This window comes from Peribacillus sp. FSL K6-1552, from assembly GCF_038005205.1.
GTDB lineage: Bacteria > Bacillota > Bacilli > Bacillales > DSM-1321 > Peribacillus > Peribacillus butanolivorans.
The window spans coordinates 25,062-40,385 of the sequence record NZ_JBBOST010000002.1 but is presented as its reverse complement, the minus strand read 5'-3'; the positions used below and the strand labels follow the sequence as shown (position 1 = coordinate 40,385).

At 36.0% G+C, this 15,324-nt stretch carries 13 protein-coding genes and 1 pseudogene; 12 read left to right on the top strand and 2 right to left on the bottom strand.

Going from position 1 to position 15,324, the window contains the following annotated elements:
* The first annotated feature begins 172 nt into the window (after nucleotides 1-172).
* From NST21_RS28155 to NST21_RS28145, 3 genes are all read left to right on the top strand, one after another.
* A complete protein-coding gene (locus tag NST21_RS28155; protein WP_340892745.1) occupies nucleotides 173-790 on the top strand; it encodes an NUDIX hydrolase in 618 nt (205 codons plus the stop codon).
* A gap of 149 nt (nucleotides 791-939) precedes the next feature.
* Nucleotides 940-2,214: an IS110 family transposase gene (locus tag NST21_RS28150; RefSeq protein ID WP_340890412.1), complete on the top strand. Its 1,275-nt coding sequence runs from the start codon at nucleotides 940-942 to the stop codon at nucleotides 2,212-2,214.
* Between the two features lie 674 nt (nucleotides 2,215-2,888).
* Entirely contained in the window at nucleotides 2,889-3,509 is a 621-nt protein-coding gene (locus NST21_RS28145) for a recombinase family protein (RefSeq protein ID WP_340892743.1), read from the top strand.
* On the opposite strand, the gene NST21_RS28985 is transcribed toward NST21_RS28145, so the two are convergent.
* Nucleotides 3,491-3,718: a hypothetical protein gene (locus tag NST21_RS28985; RefSeq protein ID WP_445670612.1), complete on the bottom strand. Its 228-nt coding sequence runs from the start codon at nucleotides 3,716-3,718 to the stop codon at nucleotides 3,491-3,493. The genes NST21_RS28145 and NST21_RS28985 overlap by 19 nt on opposite strands.
* Nucleotides 3,719-4,410: 692 nt before the next feature.
* Between NST21_RS28985 and NST21_RS28135 the strand changes: the two genes are divergently transcribed.
* The gene (locus tag NST21_RS28135; protein WP_340892742.1) at nucleotides 4,411-5,937 is read left to right on the top strand and encodes an MFS transporter; all 1,527 of its coding nucleotides are present in this window, start codon (nucleotides 4,411-4,413) and stop codon (nucleotides 5,935-5,937) included.
* 147 nt (nucleotides 5,938-6,084) lie between these two features.
* On the opposite strand, the gene NST21_RS28130 is transcribed toward NST21_RS28135, so the two are convergent.
* Nucleotides 6,085-6,267, bottom strand: coding sequence for a YolD-like family protein (locus tag NST21_RS28130; protein WP_056521496.1), 183 nt, complete (start codon nucleotides 6,265-6,267; stop codon nucleotides 6,085-6,087).
* Between the two features lie 523 nt (nucleotides 6,268-6,790).
* Here NST21_RS28130 and NST21_RS28125 point away from each other — a divergent pair.
* From NST21_RS28125 to NST21_RS28090, 8 genes and pseudogenes are all read left to right on the top strand, one after another.
* Nucleotides 6,791-7,621, top strand: coding sequence for a DUF2935 domain-containing protein (locus NST21_RS28125; protein ID WP_201184471.1), 831 nt, complete (start codon nucleotides 6,791-6,793; stop codon nucleotides 7,619-7,621).
* Nucleotides 7,622-8,084: 463 nt separating this feature from the next.
* Nucleotides 8,085-8,954, top strand: coding sequence for a cation diffusion facilitator family transporter (locus tag NST21_RS28120; protein ID WP_056521491.1), 870 nt, complete (start codon nucleotides 8,085-8,087; stop codon nucleotides 8,952-8,954).
* 219 nt (nucleotides 8,955-9,173) lie between these two features.
* Nucleotides 9,174-9,326: pseudogene (locus NST21_RS28115) on the top strand (HU family DNA-binding protein); the annotation flags it as partial.
* 401 nt (nucleotides 9,327-9,727) lie between these two features.
* Nucleotides 9,728-10,216 carry a hypothetical protein gene (locus NST21_RS28110; RefSeq protein ID WP_340892740.1) on the top strand — a complete coding sequence of 163 codons (489 nt, stop codon included), beginning with the start codon at nucleotides 9,728-9,730 and terminating at the stop codon, nucleotides 10,214-10,216.
* A complete protein-coding gene (locus NST21_RS28105; RefSeq protein WP_340892739.1) occupies nucleotides 10,200-10,826 on the top strand; it encodes a hypothetical protein in 627 nt (208 codons plus the stop codon). The genes NST21_RS28110 and NST21_RS28105 overlap by 17 nt, the downstream gene beginning before the upstream one ends.
* 441 nt (nucleotides 10,827-11,267) lie before the next feature.
* Complete coding sequence (locus NST21_RS28100; RefSeq protein ID WP_056521479.1) at nucleotides 11,268-11,447, top strand: IDEAL domain-containing protein; 180 nt, start codon at nucleotides 11,268-11,270, stop codon at nucleotides 11,445-11,447.
* A 529-nt stretch (nucleotides 11,448-11,976) separates the two neighbouring features.
* A complete protein-coding gene (locus NST21_RS28095) occupies nucleotides 11,977-12,153 on the top strand; it encodes a hypothetical protein (protein WP_340892738.1) in 177 nt (58 codons plus the stop codon).
* A 1,661-nt stretch (nucleotides 12,154-13,814) separates the two neighbouring features.
* Nucleotides 13,815-15,284, top strand: coding sequence for a CoA-acylating methylmalonate-semialdehyde dehydrogenase (locus NST21_RS28090; RefSeq protein WP_201225657.1), 1,470 nt, complete (start codon nucleotides 13,815-13,817; stop codon nucleotides 15,282-15,284).
* Nucleotides 15,285-15,324 lie beyond the last annotated feature (40 nt).

Genomic DNA, 15,324 nt, shown 5'->3' with positions numbered 1-15,324 from the left:
AACGGGCGCTATTCTTTAATAAGAATCGCTTTTTTAATGAACTAACGGGTGCGTTAGCTGAAGATCAGAGCTGTCATTAAGGCAGCTTTTTCTTTATGCAACTGACGGGGCAGGTTAGTTTTCGAAAGGGATATGGTAATATTAGGTATAAATGAATTGGTGGTGAAGATAGATGGAACCTAAATGGCTTGAATGGTCGAAACAACTTCAATCCATTGCACAGGCAGGATTAACTTATTCGAAAGATGTATATGACTTGGAAAGATTTGAATTGATAAGAAATATAAGCGTTGAAATATTGTCGCAACAAACAGATATGAACAAGAAAGTAATAAAAGATCTGTTTGCCAATGAAACTGGTTATGCAACCCCTAAGGTAGATATTAGGGCGGTTGTCTTTAAAGATAATAAAATTTTAATGGTTAGAGAAAACACTGATGGTGATTGGTCGTTACCAGGAGGTTGGGGTGACATAGGATTAGCTCCAAGTGAAGTTGCAGTCAAAGAAGTAAAAGAAGAATCAGGGTTTGATGTGAAAGCAATCAAATTGTTAGGTGTACTAGATAAGAAGTGCCATCCACACCCTCCTTCTCTTTATCACGTTTATAAAATGTTTATCCAATGTGAAATAATTGGTGGACAACCAAAAGAAGGAATAGAAACGAGTGCAGTTGAGTTTTTTGCTGAAAATGAACTACCAACATTATCAATAGCTAGAAATACAGAATCACAAATTGAATTGGCTTTTAAGCATTTACATAATCCACAAGAACCTGTCTATTTTGATTGATTTTTGATTGCCACCCAGTTAATCAACTAACGGGTGCGTTAGCATTCCTGTAGATCGTTAAACATCAGGTTTGAAAAAAATAGAGCCCCTCAGTAAGATACGAGTATAGAGTCCAATCTAACTCAAAGTCTTAAGGAGGAAGCCCTACTATGAATTTTAAAATGCAAAACAAACAAAATCAACTAATTGAAAGAATTACGGATCAACATCTAGTTGTTGGTGTGGATATCGCCCAACACGTACACGTGGCCCGTGCTGTAAACTATCGGGGCATTGTGATCGGGAAACCTTTGTCTTTTGAAAATAACGAAGAGGGTTTTACTAGATTACTAAACTGGATCAAGGAACTAAAACACATGAAAAACCTAGACACCACGATAGTCGGAATGGAACCTACCGGTCATTATTGGATGAACCTTTCAAAGTGGCTAGTCAAACAAAACATTGATGTCGTTACGGTCAATCCTCACCATGTCAAAAGAAACAAAGAAAATCGTGATAATACGCAATCCAAAAGTGATAAAAAAGATGCCCTTGTCATCGCTGATATGGTGAAGAATGGCTATTATGCCTTCGTTCGTTCCACTTCAGAATCATTTGAAAAACTTCGTGTCCTTATGGCTAACCGAGATGTGATCGTTAAGCGTCTTGTTAGCTCCATCAACCAAATTAATCGCTGGGTGGATGTTGTCTTTCCCGAGCTCCGGCAAGTGTTTAAAGACGTATCATGTAAAGGGGCAATCGCAACCCTACGCCTCTTTCCTACCCCAGCTGAATTAAGTTCCTTACAGCCTCAAGATATCGTAACCGGGTGGAAATCATGTATGAAGCGACATTCCGGGCATAAAAAAGCCCGTTCCCTGCTTACATTGGCCAAGCGTTCAATTGGTACGAAACAAGCCCTTGATGCATATAAACTTCACTTGGAACAGTTATTAGAGGAATATGATCTCGCTTCATCCCAACTCGAAAGAGTGACGCAAGAAGTCACAAACGTCTTGGAACAGATTCCATTCGTTAAGCAAATACTTGCCATTAAAGGAATCAGCGGAATTTCACTGGCGGGCATCTTAGGAGAAGCTGGAGATCTGAGTGGGTTCGCTCACGGGAATGCGCTCCTTCGTCATGCAGGATTGCATCTCGCTGAGGCAAGCTCTGGGAAGTGGAAAGGCCAAATTGTTCTTTCCAAACGTGGAAGATCACGCCTGCGGCGTTACCTCTTCCTTGCGACCATGAGTCTGGTGATGAATAACCCTGAGTTTAAAGCCCTACACTCGAACAATGTTAAGGTGAAGAAGATTAAGAAAATGAAATCCATCATGAAACTATGTGGAAAACTCGCCCGTGTCCTAGTAGGGATTGCTCGTAATGGCTCTGCCTATAAACCGGAAATGATCTTCCCTCTTGAACAACTAGCAGCGTAAATTTACATTCACATTGTTATTTAACGAAAGTTGGCTTATTCGTAGGATTTCAAAGAAAGCACGAAGTACTGGATGTAATGAACAAAAGGGCAATGACCCGTTCCGTTAGCAAAACCAGCCTCCACCCCTTGGATAGGCATGACGAAGGAATGAAAGGGCATATGATTATGACCCGTTGAGACATGGGAGGGAAAGCCTCCAGGGGCAGCGTGGAAAATGCGTGCAGCATATGTAATAATATGGGATTCTCAATAGATCCCCTATTTCAATCTGCCCTCATCTTATCAAAACGTTCCTATCTCTTTCGTTCATCTAAAGCAACCTATACCATGTGGTTTGAAATCCTGCGAATAAGCGAGTATTCGTGAGCATTATCTATTAAACTGAGGGAGTTCATTAAGAAGAAGTAAAAAAAGTCGATTCCTTAACGTAGAGGAGATCGACTTTTCAGGTTGGAATTCTCTTAGCATATAAAACTTCCGAAATGGGCGGTTATAGTATTGTTGCTACCGTTCGTAAAAGTAGACTTTTACGAACGGTTCTTTTTTGTGCAAAATCATCTTGTTTTAACGTTCATTAAAGTTAGAAATCATTTTACGAACGTTCGTATATTTACATACACTTTTACGAACGTTTTTGGTAGAATAAGAGAAAAGTAGAGGAGGGAGAAAAAAATGGATATTCGAAAATTTGGATACATTCGAGTCAGCAGCAAAGATCAAAATGAAGGGCGACAATTTCAGGCAATGAAAGAAAAGGGGCTTGATGAACGAGATATCTTTATGGATAAACAGAGTGGGAAAAATTTTGAACGAGAACAATATCAACTATTAAAACGGATGATCCGAAAAGGGGATGTCCTATATATTCATTCACTCGATCGTTTTGGACGAAACAAAGAAGAAATTCTAAAAGAATGGAATGACATCACGAAAAATATCCAGGCAGATATCGTTGTGATGGATATGCCTTTGTTGGATACAACTCAATTTAAGGATAGTTTAGGGACTTTCATTGCAGATCTAGTTTTACAGATCCTTTCTTGGATGGCAGAAGAGGAACGGGACCGTATTCGAAAACGGCAGCGTGAAGGAATTGATGTGGCTTTGCAAAACGGTGTGCCCTTCGGCCGACCGAAATCACAAGTAACGGAAGAGTTTAAAGAAGTCTATGATTTTTGGAAAGCAGGAGAGATGACAGCCGTTAAAGCCATGGCGGAATTAGGCGTTAAAAAGACGACTTTTTATAAGTTGGTTAAGGAATATGAGAGTGACCTTCAAATTATCAATATATAATAGAAGAAACTCGTTAAAGGCGGTTCTGATGCAAATATGATTTGATAGAAAAAAAGGACTCTTATCCACCGTAATGACGCGAGGTTTAGAAACATGTAAAGACCGCAAAGCTTTCTTGAAGAAGTGCTTTGCAGTCTATTTGTCTCTTGTTTTACTGAAATAAAAATCAATCGTGTTTCCTTCGGAATCCACTGCACGTATAGATACAACCATTGACCTTTTACTTTGATATAGGTTTCATCGACTCTCCAGGAGTCATTTGTTGGCTTAAGATGACGTCGTACTCATACTCTTTCATTTAATTCCGGTCCATATTGATGAACCCCAACGCATAATCGGTGTATGAGCCATCGATAAGCCACGTTCTTCCATCATCTCCACTAAATTACGAAAGCTCAAGTTGTACCTCATACCATTTCACTGTTAATAAAATCATGTCAGACTGATAATGTTTCCATTTGAATAAATATTTTTCCCCATACTGATCACGTACCTTTTTTGAGTAATAGTATCAGTATGTTCATGATTTAGAGATTAATTGCAATTATCTTGGAGTTTTTACACAAGAAACCAATTTCCGGCGTTTTCATGCACTTAAAACAAAATTAACAAAATATTTTTAATTTTTAATTTTATAATTGACGCAACTATATTAAAACGTTATCATTATTTTACCGATTAGTTTGTTCAATAAACAAACTAATATTCAAAAGTGATTCTTTCGCTTTCATTTTTTTACATTAACATATGAATTACTACAGATTTATTATCTACTTACATTTTTTAAGTCAATAATGTAAGCGTTTAAAGTTTTTTAATTGTAATTATCAGAATCGTATTGTAAGCGTTTTTATTATTAAAATCTTTGCAACCAGAATAGAAGAGAAAGCAGGGAATATCCATGTCTAGAAAAGATAGAAAAGTTACATTACGTACTAGTATCGGTTTTGGATTAACAGACATAATGGGTGGTGGGGCTTTTACCATTATTGGAGCTTGGCTACTATTTTTCTTTACAACGTTTGCTGGTTTATCACCGGTACAGGCCGCTTCTATCATTGCCATTGCTCGCATTGTCGATGCGGTTATCGCTTTGTTTGTTGGAAGTTTATCAGATAATTTCTTTAAGTATAAGTTAGGTAGAATGTTCGGTAGACGTCGCTTTTTCCTATTAATCGGTTCACCTTTAATGCTTACTTATGTTTTATTATGGGTATCAGGAATGAACTACTGGTACTATCTTTTCACTTATTTACTATTCGAAATAATTGCAGCGATGGTATTAATCCCTTGGGAAACACTACCTTCTGAAATGACAAAAGATTTTAAAGAAAGAACTAAAATGTCAACATCAAGAATGTTTCTTTCTGGTACAGGTACATTTTTAGCTACTTTTGTTCCAGGGCAATTAATTGCTTATTTTGGAGATAACAATGCCAACGCTTACTTAATTAACGGTGCCTTCTTTGCTATACTATTTGCAATCTGTATATTTATTTCGTATAAATCATCATGGGAAAATAAGCTTTCACCTGAGGAAGAAAAAGCAATACTCGAAAAAGCAAATGAGACTAAAGGATTTGGTGAAACATTAAAAGCCATTGGTTCTGTGCTTAAGGAATTTGCTACAACTTTTAAAATCAAGAGTTTCCGAAAACATTTAGGAATTTATCTTTTCTCATTTACTGGGAAAGATGTATTTAATACAGTATTCATATATTTCTGTATATTTGCATTAGGTACATCTTCTACACTTGGTGCTAATTTACTTTCATTAAGCATCATTGGTATACCGGTGACAATCTTAGCAGGATTTTTGATTGTTAAAGTTGGACCTGCAAATTTATTTAAAATAGCTTATTCTATAATGATCTTATGTTTAATTGGATTTTATGTTATTTATTTAACTCAACCAAGTTCAATGATCGTTTTGTTATTTATAATTGCTGGGATTTATCAAGTTGGTAGAAGTATATTGGAATTCACTCCGTGGAATGTTTTCCCATTTATTCCGGATATCGATGAAATCGTAACAAGACAAAGACGTGAAGGTCTCTTTGCTGCAGTTATGACATTTGCTAGAAAATCTTCTGTAGCAATTGCTACTATGGCTGTTGGTCTTCTATTAGAATTTGGTGGTTTTGTCGAAGGATCAGCAACACAAACACCTGAAGCAATTCATACTATCGTATATACGTTAGTGATTGGGACTTCACTGTTGCTAGTAATTTCAATGTGCATAGCTTTCACTTTCAAATTAAATAAAAAAACACATGAAATCTTAGTAGATGAAATTGATCGTTTAAAAAATAATGGTTCTAAAGCAGACGTTAATCCAAAAACGAAAGAAGTTGTTGAAAGTCTGACTGGTTATGCTTATGAAAATGTATGGCCTGAGGATCCAATCGAAAAGGAGAACGCTTCTTAACTTGTTAACTATTAAAAATCGAGTAGGAGGGGGCGACTAACCCCCTCCTACTCGATTTTATGTTAGGATTAATAATATTTCGAACAGCCAATCAAGAGGGATTTTCTTAAAGGCCTTGGTTTTCCTCAAATCTCGTTTGTACCTAAATTAATGTATTTCCTTGATGTGAGATAATCGAATGGAGAAAATATTTTGATTTTTATCCGTTAAGGACAGGGTTTGTTCATAAAGGTTCAGTTTATACATATGGCCCTTGCAAGTTTCTAAAAACCCATCTTTAAAATAAGTGATTGTCATTATGCCATTTTTTTTCAATGATTTTAATATCATTTGATCATCTCCTTCCTGTCTGGTTTATAAAAGTAATTTTTATGCTAGCAATCCATTATTTATGATAAATAGTAAGAAAACTAGTGTAACAATCGGTTGTATAACATATAGTATACACCAATAATTGCAAACGCTTTCATCGATATATGAACGTTGTGTGAAAATATCAATTTCTGTAGGATGCATTATATTATAGATTGACCTTCAAAGTAGCAATAAATAATAGAAGAAACTCATCAAAATGAAGCCTTTGTTAAACGGAACAAAGGCTTACTTCTATGTATAGAGGCTTTCACCTTCTAGTTAATAATTAATAATTTTTTAAGCTGACTCAACGATTCACGAACAATTCTTTGTCCGTAATTTTTTTTTCATACATTCAGAGAAAACGACTAATTTGAATTAGGATATTTAGATTATTGATGTTATCTCTAACAATTGATTCGTATTATTACTTAGGTCTTTTTATGACTCCCGGTTAATAAAATTTGAAAGATGGTTTTTTTTAAAGGGGGATTTAGCTATGACTGAGAATTCACAAGAATTTAATATGAGAATAGCATCTGGAATGTTTGTAGCACGTTCATTAGATGAAATACGTTTTTGGTCTAGAATTATGAAAGAACACTCTTTATTTCTTAGGCTAGGATTTAGATGTGAAGATACACAGTTAATTGAAGAAGCCAATCAATTTTATCGATTGTTTGAAAGGATTGAACAGCAATCACATTCATTTACAAATCAAACCGATCCAGAACAAATTAAAAGATTTAATTCGGAAGTCCAACAGGCTGCGACAGGTATATTCGCATTTAAGCGAAAAGTATTAGGACTGATCCTAACCTGTCAATTACCAGGAGCAAACAATTTTCCTCTTTTAGTGGATCATACAAGTAGAGAAGCCAATTATTTTAGAAAAAGATTAATTGAATTAAACGAAGGGAAATTGAAACCACTACCTGATGCTATCATTAAAGAGAATGTTTTCTTTTTAAGAATAATGGCCGACCACGCCAAATTTATTGGACACTTACTTGACCCATCGGAAAGAAAGCTTGTAGATATGGCGAGAAACTTTAGCAATGATTTTGATCAATTGGTCTTTCAGGCTACTGATTTAGAGTCTATGAAACCACAATCACAGACCGTTCCTCTCTTGGATCAGTTTCTTGATCAGAATCGAGTGTCTGTAGTATCACTTCGAGATTTTAAGAAAACTGCCCGGGATCTAATTGAGGAATGTAAAATAAAGAGTATTATCCATCCTCTTTTGGCGGATCATGTTTTCCGAGAAGCCGAACGATTCCTTGCAATTATTGATATGTTTGAAGCACATTTGATGGAAGAAAAATAGAAACCTAAATAAGTTACAAATGTATGGAAAATTCATTCCCTAATTAAGAACTAGCGTTTTTTTTTGTCTTATATTGATTCAGGAGAGTATGCAGGAAAATTCTTCATAGAGATGAAGGAATCAACCAATTTGAACGATAACAGACGATCTTTGAAGCAAATATTAAGTTGAAGTTTGGATTAAAGCCATCATTGATGAAGTTGCAGTAAGGGTAAGGGGGAGGAATTTCCCCTTTTTTTGATTCGTGTGGATTTACAACAATAAGAAGTACTTCCATATGTATTAAAAAAAAAATCCACTAAAGTAAAAAATATGATTAGGAAATAATGACCTTTACAGTGTTTGCTTAAGGAAACTTTTTTTGACAGATGTTATTTCTATGGACTAACAACAAAAGATTGCTATAGACCCACCCACTTTATGCTTGGTAATATAATCAAGTGTTATATTTGGAGGGGTAGCCATGGAACAACAGAAGTATAATGAGTTAAAAATGGGTGAACGGGGAGTTATCCTTAGTATCTGCACTTATATATTTTTATCTGCTGCAAAGTTATTTATAGGTTATTCAGCAGACTCAGAAGCCTTAAAAGCAGATGGGCTAAACAATTTGACTGATATCATTGCTTCGATCGCAGTTCTAATAGGTCTGAAAATAGCACAAAAGCCGGCTGATGAGAACCATCCATACGGTCATTGGAAATCCGAGACTGTGGCATCGATGGTTGCTTCTTTTATTATGGTGGCTGTTGGTATTCAAGTTTTATATACAGCTATCTCTTCGGTATTCGAGGGAAGAAAAGAATCTCCTGATTTAATCGCAGCATGGACAGGCATGTTCTGTGCAATAGTTATATATTTCGTTTATCGATATAATAGGAATTTGGCGAAGAAAATTAATAGTCAATCAGTAATGGCTGCAGCAAAGGACAACCTTTCAGATGCCTGGGTAAGTATAGGTACAGTAGTCGGAATTATTGGTTCTCAATTTAACCTTGCATGGCTTGACCCTGTAGCAGCTGTTATCGTAGGTCTATTGATTTGTAAAACTGGTTGGGATATTTTCCGAGAAGCTTCACTTAATTTGACAGATGGTTTCGATGAAGAACTGATAGAAACTTATAAAAAAACCATTCTTAATACCTATGGTGTAAAAGGAGTTAAGGATATCAGAGCAAGGAATTACGGTAATAATACTGTTGTAGATGCTGTTATTCTCGTTAATTCTACTTTGGAAATTAAAGATGCACATGACATTTCTACAAAAGTTGAAAATGTATTAAAAACCGAACACGATGTCTATGAGGTTCATATTCATGTAGAACCGAACTAAAAAGCCGATTATTAAGAAGTGACAACTTGTATGGTACTTTACTGTGTGGTAGTCGGGCATCTTTTGACAATAGTGGATGATGATTAGAAGGGTTTTCCCCCTTTTTTGAGACTCATATAATGTAGTGATCGGACAAAATTGTTGAAGACGTTAAACGAATGATAAAACTGTGTGGCAAAACAAGCAAAACTAAAAAAGCAGTGGATGTCTTGTGAGGGGAAAATCCAATTAGTTGGATTTGGCACATTTGAAGTGCGCGACTTGAGCAGCCTGAACTGATAGAAACCCACAAACAGAAGAAGAAATACATATTGCAACTTCAAAAGTTCCAGCTTTTAAAGCAGGTAAGGAATAAAAGAGGCTGTTAAATAAATTTATTTAATGATAATCGTGAAAAAGGCTCTGGAGATGATATAGTCACCAGAGTTTTTTTGTTTATGTAATTTTTTATTTAAGTGTACTTTTGAAATTTATTATCATTTTACTTAATCTTTACCTTTACAATTTTCCCTCCGGCTTTTTTGCCTGCCTGTTCCAATAATTTCGCAAATTTTTTCTTTGTCTCTGTATCCTTCTTAATCTTTTTCATTTTTATATCCCTCGCAATTTAATATTCTTGCTAAATAGTATGACCATGGAAAAGGGAATTCATACTTTATCTGGTTCTAATGCTTGCCTTTCCCCACTATATTGTTAGTAAAGTGGAAAACTGACAAAGTGACCTTAAGGTATTTTCCCATTTTTGCAGAATGTGAGGAGAGAGGAGGGAGGGGATGTCGTCTTTGAACCCTTTTTTCAATGAATTGAAGAAAATGAGTCCTAAAGAAAAAGTTATTCAAAAAAAATCTTTGGAAAATCCATCACACCAAATTACGTCGGTGAGAAAAGTGAGAAAGGACAAGCAGCATGATATTAAATTCCCTGTAGATTATGTTATGAAGGTCAAGCTCCGGACGCTTTGCCAAGCATTAAGCCCCAAATATCATCAAAAGACGGGAAAGCCTTTGACACAAACGGCCTGTAATACTTTGTTACTGCGGTTTGGACTAGCAAGGTGGAGGGATGTGGATTATGTTATGGATTACAAAGACACGAAGGAATATATGCATACCTACCTATTGGAAACGGAATATGGTCAAAAAGGGGGCTTACATGAAGTCGCGATTTTGAAGGATCTTTCTGATCGTAGAGTCGTTTATTTCATGATCCATCATGCTGTTTCCTGGCTGGAAAGAGGGGGTTCCGTTGAAGAAATCCTATAGTCAATTCAGTCTTCTATCGAACAAGCTGCTTTATGGGACTAAGGAAAAAAAGGGTTTTTTAGATTACCTATTGCCTAAATATCGGTATCTACAGATTGAGGTACCCTATTATGAATATTTGAGAGGTGAGGTATTCGTAGAAGACATTAAGGACTTGTTTGAAGAGGCGCCTCAAAATTTGACATTGTATCACCTGATTGCCCTCTTGTATTTTGATTTTCTGGAACAAGTGAAAAAAGGAGCCAAATACGACCAGATCTGTTCCTTTTTGATTTCTTCCAAGAAAAAATTCATGCAACGGCCGAAGATTGAAAAAAGGGTGTTGAAACAGGTGACGACCAATCTTTTCTCGTTTGAGCAAAGGGAAGAAGAGATGGAGGTAACTTCGGAAGAAAAACAAGCGGAGATTACACTTCGGATCAAGGAGTCAGAGATTTACCGGGGAGAGGTTTTTCTTCATGACATTTCACCGTACTTGATGGATGAAGAACTCACTGTCGAGGATTTACTGGTGATTTTGTTTATGGACTTTCTACAAAGAATTAAAGAAAAGGGAAACTCCAGTCAAACCATGAAGGCCATTTTATTGAACTATGAGGATTATTTTTAATGAGAGAGCAGAGGACAATCATGAAAAAAGGAGAGGTGTTAACCACTATCCTTTTTTTTATGGACTTATACACATTGAATGAAAGAATAAATGGGTCATTAAATCATTTATGCAGGTTACTTTATTGTTCAAGCTCATTTGACCGTACATATTGGAGTAATGTTTTTCCTAGTTTGAATCCTTTCAAAAAAGGGAAAAGTCCACCACTTATATTCTCAAACCTCAAAAAATATTGAAGGTCGAATTAGAATTAAGACTAAGGTTTAACTTGTTTGTATTCAAAATAATAAAATTAGTAATCTTTATGTATAGAAGAGTGGTTACATGGGAATCATGAGAATAAGCAAATAGAAAAGAGGGGGGAAGACAAGGATTTAATTAATAATAATAATCTCCAAGTTAATTAGTATAATAGAAAAAAGGTTAAGGAGTTGGTTTCGTATGGAGAAGCAATTGCCTGGAACACCACTAGAACCTGAAGTGATGGCTGAAATGGTTTTAAAAAAGGCTCTCAGCGATTACAGGAAAGCCCAAATTGAAAAAAAAATCGATGAATCATTGAAAATGCGTAATAAGGAAGAGTTTATTCGTTTAACAGATGAATTAAAGAGTATTTCTTAAACTTTTGTACGCACAAAGTAAAAACGCATACAGAAATTTTTATATAAAAAATAAGGCTCACAATGTAAGAAATCCTTGAATTGGTTTGATTCTTAAAGTTTTGGAGAATAGTAGGAATATTGAAAAAACCATTAAGGAAAAAGGCACGAAAAAATAAAAAAGAAGCGCAGTCGCACTTCAAAAGCTGGTGAGGTTCAATATTATAGGATATCCCCTAACCTTCAATTTGGATGGACATAAAATTTTATTATGAGAAACATTCTAAGTAAATAGGAATCTATAGTATTATAACATTTTACATTGTAAGCGCTTTCCTGTATAATTATGATAATCAAATGGTGTGGAACCATAATGGGGTAAGTAAACCGTAGTAGGGCCTACCTTCATGTTGATCCTTTAGTTTCACTAATTTTGTAAATATTTTTTGTAAGGATATGAATTAAGATAGCAATTGATGGCTGTCTCAAAAATAAATGAAATCGGGTAAATTTGTGTAAAGCAATTTGACGGTATAAGAGAATGAGAGTTTATGCATCAAGGTGAAATGGAAGTTGCAAAGGGGGGAAAAGAAATGAAAAAAAATGGTGTTTCGTTAGCCGAATTTGTTCAGGAAGATCGATTTGAACTCAACTCCTACCTTACTTCTTTATTTAACAAACTTAATGACTATGTCCCCAAAAGTCTTAAAGATAAAAGAAATCAATAACAATTAAGCAACAGGAAATAGTGACTCAGGAAAAGCTTTTAAACTTCTTGAGTCACTTTCTTTATTGATTAAGGATGCAAGAACCTCTTTAGATTGCATTCCCTGGTTTTATGTTATTCTTAGCAGGAATTAGTACAGTATTATGTTAATTAGCATCTCGCTTATTTCATTATTTGCAGCAAAAATATACCCTAAGGGAATTCTAAAAAATGATCAGCCATTGAAATTTAGACAGCTATTGAAAAATAATTAAAAACAAAGGAATGGAGGATTCGAAATGAAATTATTATTCCGTTCAAAACGTAAAAATGAAAAATTGTAGGAGGCGGAGAAGACACAATCGTTAACTGAACTGTCTGAAGAAGAAATGATGATGATTCAAGGGGCATCCAGCGATTTTAACGATGGTATCTATATCTCCTATGCGTTTCAGCATAAAGCTTTAATAGAGGGGAATCGAAGGATATTCTAATAACTGAAGGAATGAGCAACCAGAGGACGAAGAAAAGGTAGTTGACCTAAAACAGATAGAAAAATGGGATACGAATCATATGAGAAAGATGATTCCTGACAAGTAGACTATTAAGAATTACTGGGCAAGGGAATGAGTTCTTAAATGGAATATATTAGCTGATTTCTTTATACTGAAATAAACTATCAAAAGAAAGTCGACTTTATATGTTTTATCGAATGTCACATGAGGAACCGGAATGTTTTCAGCTCATATACAATAGATTTACCTTTACTAACATATCGGCTTCCCTTACTGGTCGCCTTTTTTTGTTAACACCGTTTTTCTCAGAAGTTATCTCTAGTCGATGCTCATTCTCCCGCTATAGTACTCTTTGTGGTCCTTTATTAGTTTTTCAGCATGTCCTATGTCTATGTTGTAAGAATATTTTAATTAGCTTAGAGATTGGAATGCATGAAGATAAGAAGAATGTACGATGTCTTAAAAGCTCACATCTCGATAATGATATTTTAAAATACTAATTTACTAGGCTCATTTACCTTGAACATTCTGCTCTTTGGAAAAAACCTCACCATCTGCTCCCGATTTTTTCCTTCACTATACATAAATTAAGCTATACCTGATGGAACGCATAGTTTAATTCAAATCGATCTCTCTGGATAAAGTCCGTTAACAGCACCTTTTTTCCCCCATCTTTTTAATTCTCCTTTTTTAATACGAATGCATTTTCCATAAAATCATGGCACTCTAAGTATTCATACTTAATTTCCTTGTAGCTATCAGTGCTCTGAATCGACAAAAAAGGATGTTTGTTTAAAAAAATACAAAAAAGTGTTTACAAGGAAAAAATTTCATTGTAATATTTCCTTATAAAGGCAAATGAAATGAAATCGATTTCATTTTTTGAAACCTAGATTTTGAATTACGTAACCGCTTGAGTTCTGGAGGCTTTCCTTTCAAGTGGAGTTCTAGAAGATAATGAAATCGATTTCATTACTAGCCTTATTACAAATTGAGTCTATAACTATACTAAACTATCACCATTGAAAGTAAGTGATCTATTTGTTTGATCTTAAAAAACCTGACAAAGAATTAAAATGCGGATGGTATTTAAAGTTAAATGAAATCGATTTCATTTAACTTAATCACAAAAGACTGATAATTCCGAAAAAACAAGGAGGAAAAAAGCATGTCATCAGTAACACATGAGGTTAAAAAATTAAAAAACTACATAAATGGTGAGTGGATTGAATCCACCTCAAAGCAAACGGAAATCGTCGTTAATCCTGCAACTGGTGAGGCGATTGCCGAAGTGCCACTTTCAACTAAAGAAGATGTGGATCGTGCAGTTCAAGTTGCGAATGAAGCGTTTAAAAAATGGTCGCAGGTAGCCGTTCCAAAAAGAGCTCGCATATTGTTCAAATATCAGCAGCTCCTAGTAGATAATTGGGAGGAACTTGCGAAACTTGTTACCATCGAAAATGGAAAAAGTTTATCAGAATCAATCGGTGAAGTACAGCGAGGCATCGAGTGTGTGGAGTTTGCCGCGGGTGCACCTACACTTATGATGGGCAAACAGCTTCCAGATATTGCGACAAACATTGAATCGGGTATGTATCGTTATCCAATCGGTGTAATTGGCGGTATCACACCGTTTAACTTTCCGATGATGGTCCCTTGCTGGATGTTCCCGCTTGCAATTGCATGTGGCAATACATTCGTGTTAAAGCCATCTGAGCGTACACCACTTCTTGCAGCACGTATTGTTGAACTGTTTGAGGAAGCGGGTCTTCCTAAAGGTGTATTGAACATTGTAAATGGCGCACATGATGTGGTAAACGGACTTCTTGAACATAAAGATGTGAAAGCTATCTCATTCGTTGGTTCACAACCAGTTGCTGAATATGTTTATAAAACAGGTACGGCCAACTTGAAGCGCGTTCAGGCACTTGCAGGAGCAAAAAACCACTCGATTGTCTTGAAAGATGCCAATCTTGATATGACAGCAAAAGAAATTACAAGTGCGGCTTTCGGCTCAGCTGGTGAACGTTGCATGGCAGCTGCTGTTGTTGTAGTAGAAGAATGTGTAGCGGATGAGTTAGTTGAAAAATTAAAAAAGGCTGCAGATACCATTACGATCGGTAATGGCCTAGACGACGGCGTTTTTCTTGGACCAGTTATCCGGGAAGGGGCTAAGCAACGGACTATTAGCTATATTGAATCCGGTGTAGCGCAAGGGGCGACCCTTGTACGTGACGGCCGTAAAGACGAGGCCGCAAGTGGAAATGGTTACTACCTTGGGGCTACGATTTTTGATCATGTAACACAGGAAATGAAAATTTGGCAAGATGAAATTTTTGCTCCGGTCCTCTCCATAGTCCGTGCAAAAGATTTAACAGAGGCCGTTGAGATTGCGAATGCATCCGCTCTTGCTAATGGCGCTTGCCTATATACAGACAGTGCAGCTGATGTACGCCAGTTCCGTGAAACAATTCATGCAGGTATGCTGGGCATTAACGTGGGGGTTCCCGCACCTATGGCATTCTTTCCATTCTCTGGATATAAAGATTCATTCTATGGTGACCTTCATGCAAACGGGACAGACGGCGTGGAGTTCTACACTCGAAAAAAAATGGTGACTGCACGCTACGTGAAGTAATCGTATAAACCTCATAGAAAATAAATGCAAGTCTGGTCCG